The organism is Methylocystis iwaonis (assembly GCF_027925385.1).
Taxonomy (GTDB): Bacteria; Pseudomonadota; Alphaproteobacteria; order Rhizobiales; family Beijerinckiaceae; genus Methylocystis; species Methylocystis iwaonis.
Window position 1 is genome coordinate 2,289,704 of sequence record NZ_AP027142.1, and the last position, 16,751, is coordinate 2,306,454.

16 protein-coding genes and 1 pseudogene are annotated in these 16,751 nt (G+C 64.5%); 12 read left to right on the plus strand and 5 right to left on the minus strand.

All coding sequences use genetic code 11. The features are described 5' to 3' along the window. Positions 1 to 20: 20 nt before the first annotated feature. The 5 genes and pseudogenes from QMG84_RS11115 (at position 21) to QMG84_RS11130 (ending at position 2,957) form a co-directional block, all read left to right on the plus strand. Positions 21 to 239 (plus strand): YdcH family protein, encoded by a 219-nt coding sequence (locus tag QMG84_RS11115; RefSeq protein WP_281927919.1) that lies wholly within the window; start codon positions 21 to 23, stop codon positions 237 to 239. Positions 240 to 596: 357 nt separating this feature from the next. After that, entirely contained in the window at positions 597 to 809 is a 213-nt protein-coding gene (locus tag QMG84_RS11120; protein WP_281927920.1) for a hypothetical protein, read from the plus strand. Positions 810 to 975: 166 nt separating this feature from the next. After that, a pseudogene (locus tag QMG84_RS11125) lies at positions 976 to 1,572 on the plus strand (IS1595 family transposase); the annotation flags it as partial. A 101-nt stretch (positions 1,573 to 1,673) separates the two neighbouring features. Continuing rightward, on the plus strand, positions 1,674 to 1,859 hold the full coding sequence (locus QMG84_RS21420; protein ID WP_350356487.1) for a hypothetical protein: 186 nt from the start codon (positions 1,674 to 1,676) through the stop codon (positions 1,857 to 1,859). Positions 1,860 to 2,000: 141 nt separating this feature from the next. Then, the gene (locus QMG84_RS11130; protein WP_281927922.1) at positions 2,001 to 2,957 is read left to right on the plus strand and encodes a hypothetical protein; all 957 of its coding nucleotides are present in this window, start codon (positions 2,001 to 2,003) and stop codon (positions 2,955 to 2,957) included. Between the two features lie 64 nt (positions 2,958 to 3,021). On the opposite strand, the gene QMG84_RS11135 is transcribed toward QMG84_RS11130, so the two are convergent. The 3 genes from QMG84_RS11135 to QMG84_RS11145 all read right to left on the minus strand — a co-directional run bounded on the left by QMG84_RS11135 (position 3,022) and on the right by QMG84_RS11145 (position 6,351). After that, the gene (locus tag QMG84_RS11135) at positions 3,022 to 3,909 is read right to left on the minus strand and encodes an RNA polymerase factor sigma-32 (RefSeq protein WP_202071929.1); all 888 of its coding nucleotides are present in this window, start codon (positions 3,907 to 3,909) and stop codon (positions 3,022 to 3,024) included. A 119-nt stretch (positions 3,910 to 4,028) separates the two neighbouring features. After that, positions 4,029 to 5,498: a M48 family metalloprotease gene (locus QMG84_RS11140; RefSeq protein ID WP_202071930.1), complete on the minus strand. Its 1,470-nt coding sequence runs from the start codon at positions 5,496 to 5,498 to the stop codon at positions 4,029 to 4,031. Next, on the minus strand, positions 5,482 to 6,351 hold the full coding sequence (locus tag QMG84_RS11145; protein WP_281927925.1) for a thermonuclease family protein: 870 nt from the start codon (positions 6,349 to 6,351) through the stop codon (positions 5,482 to 5,484). Before QMG84_RS11145 ends, QMG84_RS11140 begins: the two co-directional genes overlap by 17 nt. A 142-nt stretch (positions 6,352 to 6,493) precedes the next feature. On the opposite strand from QMG84_RS11145, the gene ybgF reads away from it, so the two are divergent. The 3 genes from ybgF (at position 6,494) to ftsH (ending at position 10,569) form a co-directional block, all read left to right on the plus strand. Next, positions 6,494 to 7,510, plus strand: coding sequence for a tol-pal system protein YbgF (ybgF, locus tag QMG84_RS11150; RefSeq protein WP_281927927.1), 1,017 nt, complete (start codon positions 6,494 to 6,496; stop codon positions 7,508 to 7,510). A 13-nt stretch (positions 7,511 to 7,523) separates the two neighbouring features. Further along, entirely contained in the window at positions 7,524 to 8,507 is a 984-nt protein-coding gene (gene tilS / locus QMG84_RS11155; RefSeq protein ID WP_281927928.1) for a tRNA lysidine(34) synthetase TilS, read from the plus strand. 142 nt (positions 8,508 to 8,649) lie between these two features. Further along, positions 8,650 to 10,569 carry an ATP-dependent zinc metalloprotease FtsH gene (gene ftsH / locus QMG84_RS11160; protein ID WP_202071932.1) on the plus strand — a complete coding sequence of 640 codons (1,920 nt, stop codon included), beginning with the start codon at positions 8,650 to 8,652 and terminating at the stop codon, positions 10,567 to 10,569. A 509-nt stretch (positions 10,570 to 11,078) separates the two neighbouring features. Here the strand turns inward: ftsH and QMG84_RS11165 are convergent. After that, positions 11,079 to 11,354 (minus strand): PilZ domain-containing protein, encoded by a 276-nt coding sequence (locus QMG84_RS11165; protein WP_281927930.1) that lies wholly within the window; start codon positions 11,352 to 11,354, stop codon positions 11,079 to 11,081. Positions 11,355 to 11,508: 154 nt separating this feature from the next. Continuing rightward, on the minus strand, positions 11,509 to 11,859 hold the full coding sequence (arsC, locus tag QMG84_RS11170) for an arsenate reductase (glutaredoxin) (protein WP_281927932.1): 351 nt from the start codon (positions 11,857 to 11,859) through the stop codon (positions 11,509 to 11,511). A 155-nt stretch (positions 11,860 to 12,014) separates the two neighbouring features. Between arsC and glmM the strand changes: the two genes are divergently transcribed. From glmM to xseA, 4 genes are all read left to right on the plus strand, one after another. Then, the gene (gene glmM / locus QMG84_RS11175) at positions 12,015 to 13,361 is read left to right on the plus strand and encodes a phosphoglucosamine mutase (protein ID WP_202071935.1); all 1,347 of its coding nucleotides are present in this window, start codon (positions 12,015 to 12,017) and stop codon (positions 13,359 to 13,361) included. 205 nt (positions 13,362 to 13,566) lie between these two features. Then, positions 13,567 to 14,439, plus strand: a complete 873-nt coding sequence (locus tag QMG84_RS11180; RefSeq protein WP_281927934.1) for an outer membrane protein — start codon at positions 13,567 to 13,569, stop codon at positions 14,437 to 14,439. A gap of 124 nt (positions 14,440 to 14,563) precedes the next feature. Beyond that, complete coding sequence (locus QMG84_RS11185; RefSeq protein ID WP_281927935.1) at positions 14,564 to 15,118, plus strand: REP-associated tyrosine transposase; 555 nt, start codon at positions 14,564 to 14,566, stop codon at positions 15,116 to 15,118. A 71-nt stretch (positions 15,119 to 15,189) separates the two neighbouring features. Further along, complete coding sequence (gene xseA / locus QMG84_RS11190) at positions 15,190 to 16,734, plus strand: exodeoxyribonuclease VII large subunit (RefSeq protein WP_281931984.1); 1,545 nt, start codon at positions 15,190 to 15,192, stop codon at positions 16,732 to 16,734. Positions 16,735 to 16,751: the final 17 nt, after the last annotated feature.

Genomic DNA, 16,751 nt, shown 5'->3' on the forward strand with positions numbered 1-16,751 from the left:
GCGGGGCGAGTGTTGCGGCGATGAATGACAATGCCAGCAAGGCGGAGCAGGACGCGATCCGCGCCGAAATCGAGCGCCTGCGCCTGGAACACCACGACCTCGAGGCGGCGATCGACGCGCTGATCGCCATGGGCCCGCCCGACCAGTTGCAAATTCAACGGCTCAAGAAGCGCAAGCTGGTTTTGCGCGATCGCATCGCCTTCCTCGAGGACCAGCTCACGCCCGACATCATCGCCTGACGCCACTTCCGTTTGAGTAGCTCGCTTGGGGACGTGTCATTCCCGGCGGGCTGAAAGCCCGACCGGGAATCTAGAGCCATAAGAGCGCTGGTTTTGCTCAAAGCCGTCATTGCGAGCGAAGCGAAGCAATCCAGAGCAGCGACGCGGCGCTGGATTGCTTCGTCGGCTCCGCCTCCTCGCAATGACGGCGGTAATTCCGATCGCTCGCTTTGCGAGCGTCAGGAATGACAAGGAACCAAACAAAGCGGATCCCATATGAGACGGCACACGGCTTGAAGCCCAGCCATCAGCGGCGCTCCCTTGTCTCTTTTCGAGACGGAAGCGAGCCGCTCTTGGTCAAACCTGGGAAATTAAGCCATGTCTCGTTTCAGTCTTTCGATTAATGATTCCTACCGGCGCCCAGTAGCAGCCGATCGCTATGGTCGAAGCGTCCGGCGTGTGGAAGGCGTCCACGTCATCGGCGAAAGCCAGCTCCTTCCGCTCCTGGTCAAAGTCGCCCTGGCGCTCGCCCTTCTCGCCGCGGCGACCACATCCATCGCCGTCTGGCGCCTCTTCGCCTTCCCGCATTGACGCGCAAACAATCATCCCCGGCTGGGCGAAAACCCAGCCGGGGATACAAAAAGAGTGCCTTGTTTGGGAAGTATATACGAGCTTGACCCAAATCCGGGATGGGATAGTGTCTTCTCACTAAAGGAGACACCTTGTGGTTACGAATTTCGATAGCCTGTTCGATCTAATGGAAGCGTTCCCGGACGAGCAGGCTTGCATCGATCTTCTGCGCGCCATTCGTTGGCGCGACGGCGAGTTTTGCCCCTACTGCAAGCGCAACAGAATCTACCATTTCAGCGACCGTAAGACGTTCAAATGCGGCGAGTGCCGCCAGCGCTTCTCGATCAAAGTCGGCACGATCTTTGAGGACACGAAATTGCCGCTCCGCAAATGGTTTATGGCGATTTGGATGATTGCCAACCAGCCCAAGAACATTGCCTCGACCACGCTGGCGAAAGACCTGAAAATCACGCAAAAAACGGCGTGGTTCGTCCTTCACCGCCTTCGCCATGCGGCCCGCACACCTTCGTTCAATGCGCCCCTGAAGGGAGATGTTGAGGCGGACACGACGTTCGCTGGCGGCAAGGAAAAGAACAAGCACGCCAGGGACCAGAAGGGTGACACACAGGGCGGCGCTAGCAAGGTGGTTGTGCTCAGCATTATCGAACGCGGCGGCGAGCCTAGCGCCAAGCATGTGCCCGACCACAAGGCTAAAAATCTTCAAGGCAAGGTGCGCCAGAACGTCGTTAGGGGAGCAGCGGTTCTGACTGATGAGGACAAGGCGTATGTTGGTCTTGGGAACGACTATACTCATCCAGCCGTTAACCACAGCGCTGGAGAATATTGCTGCTTGGCGGCTTCGCTCATACGAACTCAATCGAGTCAGTGTGGGCTTTGCTCAAGCGCCAAATCATCGGCGTACATCCTTGGGTGTCGCCGGAGCGCCTCCGCCGCTACGCGGCTGAAACGATTTGGCGCTACAACCGTCGCGGCAGGAAAGTGACCCCGCGAGTGGACGCGATTTTTCCCTGCGTTCGGGGGCACCTAACTTACGAGGCTCTGGTAGCATGACCGAGTCAAAAAAGACGAAGAAGACAGAGAACACCCCATTGATTGGGATTGATTTATCATTTGGCGAAGCTCTAGAGCGGTTTTTGCAAACCGACCCCAAAGAGCTAGCTTCTGCAATCGAAAAAACCAAAAGGCGATCAGATGAAATCGAGCGAAGCGCCGCAGAACGACGCGAGCGGCTCAGATCAGCCGCAAAAGGACCAGCAAAAAAGTTCAGTCTTTGACTTCCTTTATCACGACGCCCGTCGCGTCTCGTCTTTCCTTGCTCAATTTTCCGATTACGGGCACCTTCTTTCTGTGAAGGCAACCGAGGCAACTGGGCAAGCCTCGACAAAGAGATTCGACACCTCTGTTTCTGGCGCTCTCCCTATCGTCGCTAATGCAAAGGGGGAATGGCAACAATCGACGACCGACGACGAACGCGATAGTGCTGAACGCACATTTGACCCGATTTGGGCAAACGCCCTCAATCTGCTCGCCTTTTTGTCAGAGCGTGAGCTGATTGAAAGAGATATAACGGCTGCGAGAATTGGGCAGTTTATCCTCGTGTCTGGACGCCTTGACCTTATTGATCTCGGGATATTTCGGGCAGCTTGGGAAAACGCGAAGGTAAAAGAAGTCATAGTGCATGGCGCTGCGGTCGCCGCAAACGTCGCGCCGAAGAACCGAAATGAGCGGCGAAGGGCCGAAAAGCAAAAGCCCACAGCGGCTACCGAAGCAGAGCTTGCAGTGGAGATGATGGCAATGATGCCGCACTCGGCGATAGCCGCTGTTTCCAGTGGCCCACATGCGGCGTGGTGCGTTCTTCGCGACGAATGGCTCACCGTTCCTGCCGCCGACATCTTGTTAAAGCACGGCGTCAATGTCGCCGGCGAATGGAGCATGCTTGGCATTCTTGATGCGATGCCCGATCAGCCAAATATTGAAATAGAACCTGGAATTTTCAGCCGGAATATTGATTACTTTATCTCTGGCATGAAACTTAGCCAGATGGCGATGCACTTCGCCGGGTTCGCGGGACCTGCAAGGCTCCTTCTTGGTCGCCCAGAGGAATCCTATGGGATCACGCCGCTTCTGATCTTCCGACAAGTCTCGTAGATCAAACTCAGAGCGCACTCCTCTTTCTGCGAAAGAATGCGCTCCAGCTTTTTGACTCTGCGCGCTAGGCCATCGGCGAGGCCGCATCCTCCGGCGCATCGTCGTCCTTCAGCCGCGAGAGCGCGCGGCGCAGCTTCGTCAAGGCGCGGCTTTCGATCTGGCGCACGCGCTCCTTCGAGATGCCCAGCTTGTCGCCCAGCGTTTCGAGGGTCACGAGATTTTCGGTCAGACGGCGCTCCTGCACGATCCGCAGCTCACGCTCCGAGAGGATCGCGAGCGCATCGCGCAGCCAGCGGGCGCGTCGGTCCGAGTCGAGCGTCTGCTCGACCACCTCGTCGGGGAGCGGCGCGTCGTCGACGAGGAAATCCATGCGCTGAGCGGAGCCCGCCGACTCGTCGTCGACGAGCTGCGCATTGAGCGAGACGTCGGAGCCGGAGAGACGCGAGTCCATCATCTCGACATCGGCGACCGACACGCCCAGCGTCTCCGCGATGCTCTCATAGGCGTCGCCCGCCGTGGCGGCTCCCGGCTCCCGCGACAAGCGGGCGCGCAGGCGGCGCAAGTTGAAGAAGAGCGCCTTCTGCGTCGAGCTCGTGCCGCCGCGCACGATCGACCAGTTGCGCAGGACATAGTCCTGGATCGAGGCGCGGATCCACCATGTGGCGTAGGTCGAGAAGCGCACGTCGCGCTCCGGCGCGAAACGGGCGGCCGCTTCGAGAAGCCCGACATGGCCTTCCTGCACCAGATCGGCGATCGGCAGGCCGTAGTGACGGAATTTCGCCGAAATGGCGATGACGAGCCGCATATGGGCGGCTGTGAGCTTGTGCAGCGCCACGGGGTCCCCATGGTCGCGCCAGGCGACCGCGAGCCCCCTCTCCTCTTCCCTTTCGAGGAATGGGGCGTCCGCCGCAGCCTTCATAAGTTCTCTGCCAAGACCGGGAAGATACGCCATGGTCAAATCTCCACAGCGCGCTATCTCTCGGGCATCATTTCGCGAGATATCCGCGCATTTTGAACAACTCTAGGCGTTCAACACGCGGCGCCCCGGTCCTGTTCCCCCAGGAGCGGCGATCACTCCGTTACGATTTTGTAACGTTCTCCGGCCACAACCGGCTCGCTTTCATCCAAACCATTGAGCAATCTGAAATATTCGAGCGGGCGGTTGGGCGTCGTCATCCGCGCCGCAAGGCTTTCCGCCGTATCCGCGGTCCCGGCCGTGACGATGGAGAGCTTGAGCCCATGCGCCTCGCGCGCCTCCTCCGGCGTGATCCGCCGGAAAGTCGCAATCGAGTCCATGAATTCCTTCTCCGCCTGGTCGGTGAGAGCCCTGGCGGCGAATATCAAGCGGTAGAGATATTCGCCGGATTGGATCACGGCGAGGCGGAAGTTCCATTCCCCGGCGCGCGCCACGGCGGTGACCGCCGGCAGGCCGTTGACGTCGATCTTCCGCACGCTGGACGGCAGCAGACCATCCACCCAGCCGGACGCCACATAGGCTTCGAGACTTTCTGACGGCGGATTTCTGACCGTGTCGAGCCGCAGCGCCTCATTATCGGCCTGCCGGACGCCGAAGACCGCCTCGCTGGAGTTCTCCAGCAGGAAGCCCTCGGGCGCCGCAAAGGCGAAGCGCAGGCGCGGATGGGTGAATTTCCGGTCGCGGACGAAGCCCTCCATCGGATCGTCGCCGAAAGCCACGCCGTTGATCGCCGCGAGATAGCCGGCCCGGTCGCGGTTCCCTATGCCCGGCGCGCCGATCTGTCGGGCGACTGTAATGGCGCGGGTCACGCGCTCGGGGGTGGAGGGGTGGGTCGAGGTGATGTCGAAGCCGGAATCTTTCCGCTTCCCGTAAAGCGCCGCGCGCAGCTCGGACGAGCGGCCGAGCGCCGTCAGGAAGCGCGCCGCGCCGTAAGGGTCGAAGCCGGCCCGGGCGATCACCCTGACGCCGGTTTCGTCGGCGTCGATCTCCTGCTGGCGGGAGAAGCTCGCCACCGACAGGCGCTGCTTCGAGCGCTCTTCCTCGCCCTTTTGCCGGCTCTGGATCACGGTCGCCGCCTGTGAGATCAGCGCCGCCTCGCGCTCCTTTTCGGCGCGCAGCGCGCTGTGGCGCAGCGTGACATGGCCGATTTCATGCGCCATGACCGCCGCCGCCTCCGAGGCGTCGCCGGCAAGGGCCAGGAGCCCGCGTGTGACGTAAAGATTGCCCGAGGGCAGCGCGAAGGCGTTGACGACCGGCGTGTTGAGGATCGTCACCTTATAGGCGGTCTGACCGGGCGTCTCGCTGGCCTGCGCGAGCTTGACGAGAATATCGTTGAGATAATGTTCGGCGGCGACGGCCTGATATTCGCCGCCAAATTGCGCGAGCAGCTCCTTGTGCTGGACCGAGGAGCGGTTATCCGTCTTGGAGAGCGCCGGCCGCGTGGGCGGGGTCGGCGTGGGCCCGAAGAGCTGGCCCTGCCGCTCGAGCTCGGCGCAATTGGCGAGCGCGACCGCGCAAGCGACGGCCAGGGCCGCCCGCCTCAGGAGGTCACGGCGTCGCGTCAAGGATTTCGATCTCGGCGGGCGTTGAAATCGCCATACGCGGCCCAAAGCCTGTCTCAATAAGTCCTCGCACGCGCGCCCGCCGCCCGATCAGCTTTGGGGGTTCGATTCCCGATGCGGCAAGAATAGCCAAATCGCGCCGCGAAATCACGACCGAGAAATCGTCAAACCGTTTTTTACCGAAATTCAAATAGATAGCGCCAGCACTTTGGCCGACGCCGTGGATTTTGCCCTCGACGATCGCCATTCCCTTGCGGTGCAGCAACGCCGCGCCGCTCTCTTTGGCGCCGGCGTCGATCGGGCGCATCTCCGGATCGGCCCAGAGACCTCGCGATGCGTCGCGCGCCGGGGCCTCGGCCGTAAGATAAGCCTGGGCGCAGGGCGCGGCGGGCGGATCGGGCCGGAAACGCGCAAGGCCCTCCTCCAGCAGAGCCGCCCCGACCGAGACGAGCGGCGCCTCGGCCCCTGCCCCGCTCGCGGCGAAGACCCGGGCTGGAAAGCGGCCCCAGCGGTCCGCCGAACCGGCGAAGGCGCCGAGAAAGACGTCTTTGCCGGTGAGCCATTCTGATAGCCGCTCATGCGCCGCGGCGCGACGCGCGCGGACGTCCTTGGCGGGCGGCCCCGGGAATTCGAGCCCTGCGAGCGCGGCGCGGCGGCCGTCGTCGAGGAGAAGGTCGAAGTCTTCGTCCACCAAAGCGACGGTTGCGGGCGTCGCGTTTTCGAGCGAGCAGGCGCCGGATTCGGGGGCCGGCGAGAGCGCCCAGGCGCGCGGCACAAGAAAAACGACGCAGAACGCCGCCGCCGCGCATGGCGGAGAAAAGGCGAAGCGGCGACGGCCGCTGACGTTCTGTTTCATCAGCCTCATGGCGCCAGATTAGCTTACGCTCGAACAACGGCAACGCCCGCCGCAATTACGCCCAAACAGGGCCTATGATGCGGCGCCAGAAAGCCAGCTCCGCCGGCTTTCAGCGCGGCCGTTTCACCCCCATATCTCGCCCATGATCACTCGCATCGCCCTTTTCGCCGTCCTCTTTCTCAGCGCGGGCGCCGCGCGCGCCTATGATCCCTATGGGCCGGCGCGGCCGGAGTCGGACCTCACCCTTGCGCAGGGCTACAACCGCCCGCCCGCCGATATCGATCTGCCGCCCGGCGACATCGACACTGGCGCCGCCGAGCCAGGCGCGCTGGTCACGCGCATCGATCGGCTCGAACGCGACATTCGCCGCCTGACCGGCCAAAACGAAGAGCTGCAGCACAAGGTGCAATTGCTGGAGGAGCAATTGCGCGCCGCCAAGGAGGCCGCGCCGCGTCCCGCCGACCCGACCGCAACGCATCCCGCCGCCGCGCTCCCGCCCGTCGCCGGGGCGCCGAGCCCGGCGACGACAGGCATGCGCCGTAGCGACGCTTTCGATCCGGCGAATGATCCTTCCGCGCCCGGCGCGCCCAAGCCGCTCGGGACGACCACGCCTTCCGCGCCCCTCGCCAATCCGCCAAAGACCGTGGCGGGCTCGGTCAGCAGCGCGCCGCCGGTGCGCGAAGCCGGGCAGCCGCTCGACATCGCCCATGGGCGCCTCGTCGGCGACCAGCCCTCGACCTTGCCCGAAATCGCGCCCGCTCCCCCGGCCGCCCCACCCGGCCCCAAGGAGGAATATGAAGAGGCTGTGGCGACGCTCAAGGCGGGCAAGTTCGAGGCGGCTGAGAAATCGCTCGAAACATTCCTCACCAAAAACCCCAAGAGCAAATTCGCCCCTGCGGCGACCTTCAATCTCGGGGAGAGCTTCTTCCTGCGCGGGCGCCATCGCGAGGCGGCCGAGAAATATCTCGAGATTTCGCAGAAATACGGGCAATCGGCGCAGGCGCCGGACGCCCTGCTGCGGCTCGGCCAATCGCTCGGCGCCATGGGCGCGAAGGAACAGGCTTGCGCCTCCTTCGGCGAGATCGGCATGAAATATCCGGGCTCGGCGCCGCGCATTCGAGACGCGGCGCAGCGGGAAAGCAAGAAGCTGCAATGCTGACGCGCGGCCGCCCTTGACCTTGGATAAAGCTGCCGGCGCCTTTGCGCTGCTGGCGCCCTATGAGAGCCTGCTGCTCGCCGTCTCCGGGGGACCGGATTCCGTCGCGCTGATGCTGCTGTGCGCGCAATGGCCGGAGCGCGCCTCCCATGAGATTGCAGTGGCGACGGTCGACCACGGCCTTCGCGCCGACGCTCGCGCGGAAGCCGAACAGGTCGGCGAATGGGCCCGCAGTCTCGGCTTTGCGCATCATCTCTTGAGCTGGGAGGGCGAAAAGCCGCAGACCCGCATTCAGGAGCGCGCCAGGGCGGCGCGCTACGCCCTGCTCGCCGATTGCGCGACAAGCTTGGGCTCCGGCGCCATTGTGACGGCGCATCACGCCGACGACCAGGCGGAAACGATTTTGTTTCGCCTGACGCGCGGCTCGGGCGTCTCGGGACTGGCGGGGATGGCTCCGCGATCCAACGCGCATGGCGCCCCGCTTCTGCGTCCGCTTCTGGCCTTCCCGAAGGCCGAGCTGGTCGAGATCTGCGAGAACGCCGGCCAGCGCTATTTCTGCGACCCCTCGAACGCCAACGACGCCTACGCCCGCGCCCGGCTGCGCAAGCTCATGCCGCTGCTTGCGCAACAGGGGCTCGATCGGACGGCGCTTCTGCGCCTGGGCGAACGCGCCGCCCGCGCCGAGGCCGCGCTCGCCTCCTGCGCCGCCGCCGCTCATGAGCGCGCGCTCACGGAAACTGCCCCGGCGCTCGCCGGATTCGATGCGGGCGCTCTCACGGAGCTGCCGCTCGACATCCTGCAACGCCTCCTGGCGCGCGAGATTGCAAGGCTCGCGCCGCAGGCGCAACTACGCCTCGACAGGCTGGAGCGGGCGGCCGATCGGCTCTCCCGGGCGCTTCGCGAAAAGGCGCCACTTCGGCTCACCATCGCCGATCTTCTGATCGAATCGGACGGTAACAACGTCACCTTGCGGCCGGCGCCGCCCAGGCGTTCCGCCTAGGCCGGAACCGTAAAGACGCTCGACCTTTACGGGGCCTCCCTTGGCAAGAAACATGGGCGCGCCTAGATTAATTCGAACTTGGGAAGCGCGTCCCTCTCGGGGGAATCCACCCGCGCGAGGCGCTCCCGTCACGGATAACCAAATGAACGCAAACTTCAGGAACCTCGCCTTGTGGGCCATCATCGGCCTGCTGGTGGTGGCGCTCGTCATGCTGTTTCAGCAGCCCGGCCAGCGCACGCCAATCCGGGACATCTCCTTCAGCGAGCTGCTGACGCAGATCGATCAGGGCCGCGTTCATGACGTGACCATCGCCGGGAACGAGGTCGCGGGCCATTTCAACGACAATCGGCCCTTCACGACCTATATCCCGAACGAAGCCAACATCATTCCGCGCCTTCAGCAGCATAATGTCTCGATCAGCGCCAAGCCGCTTTCCGACGGCTCGAGCTGGTTGATGACGCTGCTGTTGAACGCGCTGCCGCTGGTCGCCTTCCTGGGCGTGTGGATATTCCTCTCCCGCCAGATGCAAGGCGGCGCCGGCCGGGCCATGGGCTTCGGCAAATCCAAGGCGAAGCTGCTCACCGAGTCTCAGGGCCGCGTCACCTTCGAGGACGTCGCCGGCGTCGACGAGGCCAAGGAAGATTTGCAGGAGATCGTCGAGTTTCTGCGCGATCCAGGCAAGTTCCAGCGGCTCGGCGGGCGTATTCCGCGCGGCGTGCTGCTCGTCGGCCCGCCCGGCACGGGTAAGACGCTGCTCGCCCGCGCCATCGCCGGCGAGGCGGGCGTGCCCTTCTTCTCGATCTCGGGCTCCGACTTCGTCGAAATGTTCGTCGGCGTCGGCGCGAGCCGCGTGCGCGACATGTTCGAGCAGGCGAAGAAAAACGCGCCCTGCATCATCTTCGTCGACGAAATCGATGCGGTCGGCCGTCATCGCGGCGCCGGCCTTGGCGGCGGCAATGACGAGCGCGAGCAGACCTTGAACCAGTTGCTCGTCGAGATGGACGGCTTCGAGGCCAATGAGGGCATCATCCTCATCGCCGCCACGAACCGCCCGGACGTGCTCGACCCGGCGCTGATGCGTCCCGGCCGCTTCGACCGCCAGATCCAGGTGCCGAACCCGGACTTCATCGGCCGCGAGAAGATCCTAAAGGTCCACGCCCGCAAGGTGCCGCTGGCGCCGGACGTCGATCTCAAGGTCGTGGCGCGCGGCACGCCGGGCTTCTCGGGCGCCGACCTCATGAACCTCGTCAACGAGGCGGCGCTGCTTGCGGCGCGGCGCTCGAAGCGCATCGTCACGAACCAAGAGTTCGAGGACGCGCGCGACAAGATCATGATGGGCGCGGAGCGCCGCACGCTCTCCATGACCGAGGAGGAGAAGAAGCTCACGGCCTATCACGAGGGCGGCCACGCTTTGGTGCAGCTCACGGTTCCCGGCGCGATGCCGATCCACAAGGCCACGATCATCCCGCGCGGCCGTGCGCTGGGCATGGTGCAGGGCCTGCCGGAGCGCGACCAGGTCTCGCAGACCTTCGAGCAGCTCACGGCGATGCTGGCCATCGCCATGGGCGGCCGCGTGGCGGAGGAGCTGGTGTTCGGCCACGACAAGGTGACGTCGGGCGCGGCCTCGGACATTCAGCAGTGCACGCGGGTGGCGCGCGCCATGATCACTCAGCTCGGCTTCTCGGATAAGCTCGGCACGGTGGCCTACGCCGAGCCGCAGCAGGAGCAGTTCCTGGGCTATTCGCTCGGGCGCCAGCAGAGCCTGTCGGAGCAGACGCAGCAGACGATCGACGCGGAAGTGCGGCGTCTGGTGCAGGAGGCTTACGACAAAGCGACGCAGATCATGACCGAGAAGCGCGCGCAGCTCGACATGCTGGCCAATGGCCTCTTGGAGTTCGAGACGCTGACGGGCGAGGAGATGAAGGGTCTGCTCACCGGCAAGCGCCCCGTGCGCGAGGACACGAGCGCTCCGACGCCGCAGCCCCCGCGCGGCTCGGCTGTGCCCACGACCGGGCAGAAGCCGGAGCCGGATGTCGGCGGGCTCTCGCCCAACCCGGTCTAAGATAAAATGGCCCGGCGAGATTCTCGCCGGGCCTCTGAGAAAGTGGCGGTGACGCCCCTCGCGCTTCGAGACGCCTGCTGCGCAGGCTCCTCAGCATGAGGGGCTTCTGCTTCTACCCCAAACACTTAGCCTCATCCTGAGGAGCGAGCGAAGCTCGCGTCTCGAAGGACGGGGCCGCCTCGGAGGTTTGTTAACAAACTGAGGGCCCGGCGAGACGTCGCCGGGCCTTTTCCTTTGAGCGCCGAAGCGTTCATACGAGATCCGCTCGATTAGTTCGGCGTCATCGCCGGACGCGCGGCAGTTTGGACACATAGGAAGGAAATCACCGCCGTCATTGCGAGGAGGCGGAGCCGACGAAGCAATCCAGCAGGGCCGCATCGCCGCCCTGGATTGCTTCGCTTCGCTCGCAATGACGGGTTCCCCAGCGCTTTTGGGCTCTGGATTCCGGTCGGGCTTTTGCCCCCCGGGAATGACAAGCGCCAGTGCGAGCAGTTCAAACGGAAATGGCGTCAAACCCTTCCCGGCCGCAATGTCACGACATTGGCGAAGAAGCGCAGGCCGATATCGCGCTCCTGCCGCCAAACGGCGCGCGCCGTGCGCCGCTCCTCGGACTTGTCGATCACAAGATCGAAGACATCCGGGAGCGCGATCTGTTGGTCCCATTGCACGCGCGCGCCCCCCTCGCTGAGGTTGCGGACGACGCAGTCGAATGTCGATCGCTCGAAAAACTCGATCCGCCCTCCCAGCAAAGTGCGCCGTCGCAAAGATGTCCGCCGCTCTTCCATCAATTCATCCTCTCAAATCACGAGTGGCCCAGAGTGAAACGAAGGCGGCCTCGTCGGAATCCGACAAAAAGACGCCTACGTCACCTTAGCGGCTCCTCGGGAGGGAGAGAGCGAAAGACTTTCTTAACCCTAACGGCCCTTAACGATCCTTGGCTTACCCGATCAGCTCCTGCACCGTCTCCGCCGGACGGCAGAGCGCCGCCTTCTCGCCGAAGAGGACGATCGGCCGCTCGATGAGGATCGGATTTTTCTCGATCGCGGCAAAAATCTCGTCCTCCGACACGGCTGGATTATCGAGGCCAAGCTCCTCATAGGGCGTCCCGCGCTTACGGAGAATGTCGCGCACGCTCTTGCCCATGCGTTTCAGCAGCCCTTGCAGGGTCTTTCGATCCGGCGGCGTCTTGAGATATTCGACGACCTCGGGCTCGTGCCCGGCCTCGCGCAGAGCGGCGAGGACTTTGCGCGACGTGCCGCAGGAAGGGTTGTGGTAAATAACGACCCGCATTCAAGCATCCTTCTCGAAGTCAAGAGCGACCTAAATTTACCTGATGGTCCAAATTGTGGAATACCGTTGAATACGGTATCGGGCAGAATGTTTTGGCCACATCGAAGCCCAACTTTGCGTGACCTTGTGCGCTTATCCCACGAAAAGGAATACAGATGGCGCGTCATTATTTCGGAACGGACGGCATACGCGGCCTCGCCAACGTCAAAATAACGCCCGAACTGGCGCTCAAGGTCGGACAAGCGGCCGGCCTCATTTTCCAGCGCGGCGAGGGCCGCCATCGGGTGGTCATCGGCAAGGACACAAGGCTCTCCGGCTATATGATCGAATATGCGCTGGTCGCCGGCTTCGCCTCGGTCGGCATGGACACGCTGCTGCTCGGCCCGATGCCGACGCCCGCCGTCGCCATGCTCACCCGCTCCATGCGCGCCGATGTCGGCGTGATGATCTCCGCCTCGCATAATTCCTTCGAGGACAATGGCATCAAGCTCTTCGGGCCGGACGGGCACAAGCTCTCCGACGAGATCGAGAGCGAGATCGAAACGCTCCTCGACAGCGATCTCGGCCGCAAGCTCGCGGCCTCCACCCAGCTCGGCCGCGCCCGCCGCATCGACGATGCGCGGGCACGCTATATCGAATTCGCCAAACATACGCTGCCGCGCAATCTGAGCCTCGAAGGCCTGCGCGTCGTGGTCGATTGCGCCAATGGCGCCGCCTATAAGGTCGCCCCCGAAGCGCTTTGGGAGCTGGGCGCCGAAGTGATCTCGATCGGCGTGGAGCCGGACGGCTTCAATATCAACCGCGACGTCGGCTCCACCTCGCCGCAGGCGCTGCGCGAGAAGGTGCGCGAATTGCGCGCCGACGTCGGGATTGCGCTCGACGGCGACGCCGACCGCGTGATCCTCGTCGACGAAACCGGCGCCGTGATCGACGGCGATCAGGTGATGGCCGTCGTCGCTCGAAGCTGGCGCGACCAGGGGCTGCTCGCAAAGCCCGGCATCGTCGCGACGATCATGTCCAATCTGGGCCTCGAGCGCCACCTTGGCGCCATGGGCCTGACGTTGGAGCGCACCGCCGTCGGCGACCGCTATGTGATCGAACGCATGCGCAAGGAGGGCTACAATGTCGGCGGCGAACAGTCGGGGCATGTCATCCTCTCCGATTATTCGACGACCGGCGACGGACTTGTGACCGCCATGCAGGTGCTCGCCGAGGTCAAGCGCAAGAACCGGCGCGTGAGCGAAATCTGCCATTGTTTCGAGCCCTTGCCGCAGGTGCTCAAGAATGTCCGCGCGCAGAAGGTGATGCTCGAGAAGAAGTCGGTCGTCGTGGCGATAGACTCGGCGCGCGCGCGGCTCGGCAACGCCGGGCGCCTGATCGTGCGGCCCTCCGGCACGGAGCCGGTGATCCGGGTCATGGCCGAGGGCGATGATCGCGATCTCGTCGAGACGCTGGTCGCGCAGGTTTGCGACGCGCTGAAGGAGCCCGCGGAAGCGGCCTGAGAAAAAAAGCGGGCGCGGGGCGTTTGAGACGCCCCGCGCCGCCTTTCAAAAGCCGTTATGCTTTACAGAATTAGCCAAACTGCCGGTATTTTGGGTTAAGTGGTAAGGTTAACTCGCCTTTAAGCGGTTTCGGTCATGTTTACGCCCGATGGCTACGCGCCACGGGTCCGCTTCGCGGCCCTCTTTACGTAAAGGGGAAGTAATCATGGGCCGTATATTCGCCCTCCTTTTTGCGGCCGCAGTTCTCGCCGGCGCGACCGCTGGCGCAAACGCCGCCGATCTGCTGCCGCCGCCGCCACCGATCGAACCGCCGCCGCCCGTCGATCTCGGAGGCTGGTATCTGCGCGGCGACGTGGGCGTCGGCGCCACCCAGATTTCAGACTGGAACTATTCGCTACGCCCGGGCATCGACGGCGCCGGAAATGTGGTGATCCCCGCCGGTCCGGTCTGGAACACTCACCGAAGCATCGGCGACACGGCCTTCGCGGGCGCAGGCGTCGGCTACCAGTTCAACAACTGGGTTCGCTTCGATCTGACCGGCGAATACCGCATCCAATCCGCCTATCGCGCCACGAATTTCTTCGCCTTCCCGGGCTGCGGCTCGGCGTGTAGCGGCTTCGACAATTACAACGCCAATCTGGGCACCGCCCTGTTCCTGGCGAACGCCTATGTCGATCTCGGCACCTGGTATGGGCTGACGCCTTTCATCGGCGGCGGCGTCGGCGCGGCCTTCCACAATTTCTCCGGCCTCACGGACGTCGGCTTCGGCGTCGCCAATGGCGGCTATGGCGTCGCCGCCGATACGAATGCGACGAATTTCGCCTGGCAGGTGACAGGCGGCCTCGCCTTCGCGGTGACGCCGAACCTGCGGCTGGAAGTGGCGTATCGCTACCTCGACATGGGCAAGATCACGAGCGGTCCGATCTCCTGCAACGCCCTGCCCTGCTTCGGCGAGCGCCACTCCTTCAACGTCGCCTCCAACGACGTGCGGGTCGGCTTCCGCTACATCATCCCCTCGCTCACGCCAGTGCCGATGATGGCGCCGCCGCCGATGCCCCCGCTGGTGCGGAAATACTGATCTCTCCATCGAACGGCGCGGGCGCTCCCCGCGCCGTTTTTTGTTGTGCGCGCCTGAAGGCGCGCGGTCCGGGGGCGCCAATTTGGACCGCGCGCCTTCAGGCGCGCCGCAAAAAGCTATTGTCATGACCGACGATCACAAAGGCTGGCATTCGCGCGGCTATCTTCCGCATTTCGACTCTCCCGAAAGCATTCAGCACATTGTCTTCAGAACGCTGGGCAGCCTTTCAAAAGCCGTGGTCGACGCCCTCCCCGCCAGCGTGGATCGCAGGCGTGAAATCGACGCCGCGCTCGACCGCTGCGATGGCCCCCGGCCATTGGCCGACCCGCAAGCGGCGAAAACCGTCCAAAACGCGATCCTCCATTTTGATGGAGACCGCTACCGCCTGCTTGCTTGGTGTGTCATGCCCAATCATGTCCATGTCGTCGTGGAAGCCTTTGCAGGCTTCCCGCTCGGCGGACTGGTTCGTAGCTGGAAGGCGTTCAGCGCTGCACAAATCAACCGCGCGCTAGCGAGGCGCGGGGCGTTTTGGGCGCCTGACTATTTCGACCGTTATGTCAGGGATGAGACGGACTTGGCGACGACGATCGACTACGTGGAGAATAATCCAGTCGTCGCCGGGTTGGTTTCGACCCCTGCTGATTGGCCCTGGTCCTCTGCAAGCGTGATGCGCGCCTGAAGGCGCGCGGTCCCGGCGCCAATTGGACCGCGCGCCTTCAGGCGCGCCGCATATCCAGCTATATTGCAAAGATGCCCTTGTCCGACCCCGACATCCCCGCCTCCGACGGCCCCCTCACCAACGCCCCGGAAATCAGCGTCACGGAACTCGCCAATGCGCTCAAACGCACGGTCGAGGACCGTTTCGGGCGGGTGCGGGTGCGCGGCGAAATCTCGAATTATCGCGGGCCGCACGCCTCCGGCCACGCCTATTTCTGCCTGAAGGACCAGGGCGCGCGGCTCGACGCCGTGATCTGGAAGGGGACCTTCATGCGCCTGCGCACGCGGCCGCAGGAAGGGCTCGAAGTCGTCGCGACGGGGCGCATCACCACCTTCCCCGGCAAATCCTCCTATCAGATCGTCATCGAGTCGCTGGAGCCGGCGGGCGTCGGCGCGCTGATGGCGTTGCTCGACGAGAGGCGCAAAAAGCTCGCGGCCGAGGGGCTGTTCGACGAATCACGCAAGCGCCCCCTGCCCTTTCTGCCCAAGGTCGTCGGCGTCGTGACCTCGCCGACCGGAGCGGTCATACGCGACATTCTGCACCGGCTGAACGACCGCTTCGCGCGTCATGTGCTGGTCTGGCCGGTGCGCGTGCAAGGCGAGACCTCGGCGGCCGAAGTGGCGGCGGCGATCGACGGCTTCAACGCCTTGCCGGTCGACGGCCCGGTTCCGCGCCCGGACGTTCTCATCGTCGCGCGCGGCGGCGGCTCGCTCGAGGATTTGTGGAGCTTCAACGAGGAGATCGTCGTGCGCGCGGCCGCCGCCAGCGCCATTCCCCTGATCTCCGCAATTGGCCATGAGACCGACACCACGCTGATCGACTTCGTCGCCGATCTGCGCGCGCCGACGCCCACGGGCGCGGCCGAGAAAGCCGTGCCGGTGCGCGCCGAGCTTGCCGAGCATCTCGCGGCGCGGGCGCGACGACTTGCGATGGCGAAGACGCGGGCCGTCGAGCAGCGCCGCCTGCAGCTTGCGACCTTCGCGCGCCTGCTGCCGGCGCCCGAGCAATTGCTGCAGACGCCGCGCCAGCGGCTCGACCGCGCCTCGGAGCGCCTGCGCGCGACGCTGCGGGCGCACCAGGACGGCCGGCGTCTCCAGCTCGCGCGGCTCGCGCATGTGCTCTCCCGCCATTCGCCGCAGGCGGAGCTGGCCGGCCAGAAAGAGAAACTCCGGGGCCTGGGCGCGCGGCTGAAGGCCGGCCTCGACGCCCGCGTGGCGCTGGCGCATCACGAGAACAAGGGGGCAAGGCGGCGCATGGAAAGCGCCGCCGCAAGGCTCCCGCAGGCGATCGCGGCGCTGATCGCGCGCAAGAATGAGCGCCTGGAGCGGCTTGCGCGCCTGCAGGATTCCCTCAGCCACAAAGCCGTGCTGGCCCGAGGCTTTGCGCTGGTGCGCGACGAGAGCGACGCGCTTGTCCGCAGCGTCGCGCAGGCGCCGGCGGGCGCCGCCCTGAACATCGAATTTGCCGACGGCCGCATCGCCGCGCGGGCGGGAGAAGCCGACGCGCTGACGATAACGCCCGCCTCCCGGAAAAAACCGCGCAAGACGCCGGGCGGCGATCAGGGCTCGCTCTTTTGAGCTAAGCCCGTCATTGC

What these genes read in the sequence shown, in the direction of transcription:
- QMG84_RS11115 (WP_281927919.1), top strand. Translation starts at nt 21, where the DNA reads ATGAATGACAATGCCAGCAAGGCGGAGCAGGACGCGATCCGCGCCGAA.
- QMG84_RS11120 (WP_281927920.1), top strand. Translation starts at nt 597, where the DNA reads ATGTCTCGTTTCAGTCTTTCGATTAATGATTCCTACCGGCGCCCAGTA.
- QMG84_RS11130 (WP_281927922.1), top strand. Translation starts at nt 2,001, where the DNA reads ATGAAATCGAGCGAAGCGCCGCAGAACGACGCGAGCGGCTCAGATCAG.
- QMG84_RS11135 (WP_202071929.1), bottom strand. Translation starts at nt 3,909, where the DNA reads ATGGCGTATCTTCCCGGTCTTGGCAGAGAACTTATGAAGGCTGCGGCG.
- QMG84_RS11145 (WP_281927925.1), bottom strand. Translation starts at nt 6,351, where the DNA reads ATGAAACAGAACGTCAGCGGCCGTCGCCGCTTCGCCTTTTCTCCGCCA.
- ybgF (WP_281927927.1), top strand. Translation starts at nt 6,494, where the DNA reads ATGATCACTCGCATCGCCCTTTTCGCCGTCCTCTTTCTCAGCGCGGGC.
- ftsH (WP_202071932.1), top strand. Translation starts at nt 8,650, where the DNA reads ATGAACGCAAACTTCAGGAACCTCGCCTTGTGGGCCATCATCGGCCTG.
- QMG84_RS11165 (WP_281927930.1), bottom strand. Translation starts at nt 11,354, where the DNA reads ATGGAAGAGCGGCGGACATCTTTGCGACGGCGCACTTTGCTGGGAGGG.
- arsC (WP_281927932.1), bottom strand. Translation starts at nt 11,859, where the DNA reads ATGCGGGTCGTTATTTACCACAACCCTTCCTGCGGCACGTCGCGCAAA.
- glmM (WP_202071935.1), top strand. Translation starts at nt 12,015, where the DNA reads ATGGCGCGTCATTATTTCGGAACGGACGGCATACGCGGCCTCGCCAAC.
- QMG84_RS11180 (WP_281927934.1), top strand. Translation starts at nt 13,567, where the DNA reads ATGGGCCGTATATTCGCCCTCCTTTTTGCGGCCGCAGTTCTCGCCGGC.
- QMG84_RS11185 (WP_281927935.1), top strand. Translation starts at nt 14,564, where the DNA reads ATGACCGACGATCACAAAGGCTGGCATTCGCGCGGCTATCTTCCGCAT.
- xseA (WP_281931984.1), top strand. Translation starts at nt 15,190, where the DNA reads ATGCCCTTGTCCGACCCCGACATCCCCGCCTCCGACGGCCCCCTCACC.